At 37.6% G+C, this 2,868-nt stretch carries 3 protein-coding genes and 1 pseudogene; 1 reads left to right on the forward strand and 3 read right to left on the reverse strand.

Annotation, left to right across the window (positions count from 1 at the left end; all coding sequences use genetic code 11):
• A pseudogene (locus F6K22_RS37605) lies at nt 1-884 on the forward strand (antiviral reverse transcriptase Drt5); the annotation flags it as partial.
• Between the two features lie 38 nt (nt 885-922).
• On the opposite strand, the gene F6K22_RS37610 reads toward F6K22_RS37605, so the two are convergent.
• From F6K22_RS37610 to F6K22_RS37620, 3 genes are all read right to left on the reverse strand, one after another.
• On the reverse strand, nt 923-1,477 hold the full coding sequence (locus F6K22_RS37610; RefSeq protein ID WP_293109907.1) for a Uma2 family endonuclease: 555 nt from the start codon (nt 1,475-1,477) through the stop codon (nt 923-925).
• A 327-nt stretch (nt 1,478-1,804) separates the two neighbouring features.
• The gene (locus tag F6K22_RS37615) at nt 1,805-1,990 is read right to left on the reverse strand and encodes a hypothetical protein (protein WP_293109908.1); all 186 of its coding nucleotides are present in this window, start codon (nt 1,988-1,990) and stop codon (nt 1,805-1,807) included.
• Nucleotides 1,991-2,262: 272 nt separating this feature from the next.
• The coding region (locus F6K22_RS37620; protein WP_293109910.1) for an RNA-guided endonuclease InsQ/TnpB family protein at nt 2,263-2,868 on the reverse strand (606 nt) is incomplete at its 5' end.

Genomic DNA, 2,868 nt, shown 5'->3' on the forward strand with positions numbered 1-2,868 from the left:
ACCGCCGCCCCGTGGACCCGCGGGCGGCGCCTGGGGAGGCTGGTGGTTTACGCTCCGAAAGCTATTTAAGATTTATGGATGACTTTGCATTATTTGATGATAATAAATCTATCCTATATGAAGATTTGTACAAAATACAAATTCTACTAGGAAACAAAGGTTTGTCTATTAGTGAAGCTAAACTCAAGCTTCCCTCAGAATCAAATAGTTATTACTTAGAAAAAGACGATACAAAAGTTGAACTTTTAAAAATCCGTGAAAATTTATTACAAGATTATGATGAAATTGATGATGATAACCAAATATCCCTAACTGCAGAGCAAAGGGATTTGATTTTGGATCTTTTGAGTAACGATCCTATAACTGAAGAAGATGCTGAACTTATACTAACTCTAATGCGGGAGCAATGGGAAGATGTTTTCGATCAAATATCTGGTATAGCTTTTGAATACCCAAATCTAGCCAAAAGTTGCTACAATTTTTTCCAGCATGTTGAAGATAAAGAAAGTGTAGCTCTGGCTATTTTACAGAGGGTTAAGGCAGGCGAACACCTAACAGAGTATCAGCTATTTTGGATGGCTAAAATGTGTGAAGACTTTTTAATGGAGACTAAAGTTACTGGAAAACTCTTACATCAACTTTATGAGCATCGTTCAGCAACGGATATTTCTCGTGCTAAAATTCTTGAAATTAAAAGTTCAAAATATGGACTCCCTGAACTAAGACGACCTAATTTGAGAAATGGATCGTCAACGTGGTTATCTTGGTGTGCTGCAATTGGCTCATTAGCTGAAGTTAAAGCGTCGAGAAACCACTACCTAAAGTATTTTAAAAAAGGTTCAATTATTAATGATTTAATTGCAAAAGTTATATCTGGTTTGTAATCTAAAGTTTATATATTTCAGAGCGATCGCCTCCCAACTTACTCCCCAAATAATCTCTCCACCGAAACCTCCACATCCCTAAACAACAACGGTACAACTACCCCCTGACTCAAAATTTCTTGCGACTCATAACCTGCATTAGTAGGAGAACGAAAAATTACAACTTCCCTATCTAACAAATTAATCACCCAATATTCTCGAATACCTGCTGCAGCATAAATCTTGCTCTTCACTTCCAAATCTTTAGTCAAAGTAGAATTAGAATACTCTATCAACCAAAATATATTTTCTGGATAGGGATGATGTTCGCGATAATCTCTGCCTAAACGTTCTACAATTGCGATATCTGGTTCCGGTTCAGAATTACTTTGTGGCAAAGTAATAGGTTTACCTTGACGCACTTTAGCACGTTCCCCTAACAGATATATCAAATATTCTCCCGCCTCATCACTGCTATAAGCATGAAATTCTCCCTCCGGTGCCATTTCCACAATTTCTCCATTCAGTAACTCAACACAGCGTCCCACTAATATTCCGGCTGCAATCATCTGATGATATTCTGCAACTGTCCACTTGGCAAGAGTCAAAGTCATGGCGATCGCTCCTTTTATTTGATAATTTTATCTTAGATCCACACTGTTAAATTTTTTTATCAAAATTGTCTTTTACTTTATAGTAGAATTGGAGTAATAACACTAACAAAAAGATTGAATGACTAAAAAATAAGGTCTCAAACCTCTAGCTTTAGCTGAAAGTACGGATAACTGATAACTGAAATGACTACTAGAGAATGTCCGAAATGTAACACTAAATTTAAACTGCCTTCCATATCTATTCCTATTATACTGCCACCAACGGGTAAAGATTATGAGTGGGTAGACAGTATTGACATCCTCCCCGGCCTAAAGGCGCGGGGATTCCTACTGAGCCGCAGCTCTTCGGGGGGTTGACGTTTCGTAGGGTGCTGCTACCTTGACGTTAGTCTTACGCTTCCCTCCACGTCCGTTTTTAGTCTCCGTTAGCGCAGCTCCTCCGTAGGAGGCATGTCCTCCGGCGACTAATATATTTATTGCTGCATTCTCGTCTAAGAACGTGTTTTGCACCACAGTTGAGACACTCCCACTCTCGCAGCTGAAGGTCTAACTTCCCACCTTTGAAACCACAGCTAGAGCAAGTTTGAGAAGTAGGTTCAAGGGCGACTAATTACTCTAAAATCACGACCGTATTTCTCAGCTTTTCCTTCTAAGAAAGTTCTAAATTGTCGCCAACCGCGCATCAGATATAGCTCTGGATAATTTGCGGTTTCTTACCATGCCAGAAACATTGTCATACCTCTAAAACAACTGTTTGGTTTTCACGAATTATTTTAGTAGATAATTTATGCAGAAAATCTGTCAAGCGTGTCTTTTAATTTAGCCTGAAATTTAGCAACTCTAATCCGTGCTTTTTCATATCGTTTAGACCCCCTAGTTTTTTTAGATAAAGACTTGCTTAACTTACGATAGTTATTAATTCTTTTCTTCAATGGTTTTGGTGCATCAATTTTTTGACCATTACTGAATGTAGCAAAAGTTTTAATTCCTAAATATATACCTACTGAACTATCAGTTTTTGGTAAAGTTTCTGGTTGTATTTCTACTACAAAACTTAAGAAATATCTGTTAGCTGAGTCTTTAATTACTGTTACTGAAGAAGGTGGATTTGGCAATGGCCTTGACCAGACCACTTTTAACTTTCCAATCTTGGCGTTGCTAGGAACTTTTTCTTGATATACTTTAAACCCTCTCAGGGTAAACCTAGCGGTTTGTTTTGACTTCCTAGTTTTGAACTTTGGAGGTTTAACAGGTCTACCTTTAGTTGAAGTAAAGAAATTTTGATAAGCTTGGTTTAAATCATTTAATGATTGCTGTAATGGTACAACTGAAACTTCTGATAACCATTCTCTGTCTTCAGTGTTTTTAGCTTGAGTAATAAAAAGCTTTTG

Source organism: Okeania sp. SIO2F4, from assembly GCF_010672385.1.
GTDB lineage: Bacteria > Cyanobacteriota > Cyanobacteriia > Cyanobacteriales > Microcoleaceae > Trichodesmium.

Coding starts and splice junctions, on each gene's coding strand:
- F6K22_RS37610 (WP_293109907.1), bottom strand. CDS start 1,477: ATGACTTTGACTCTTGCCAAGTGGACAGTTGCAGAATATCATCAGATG.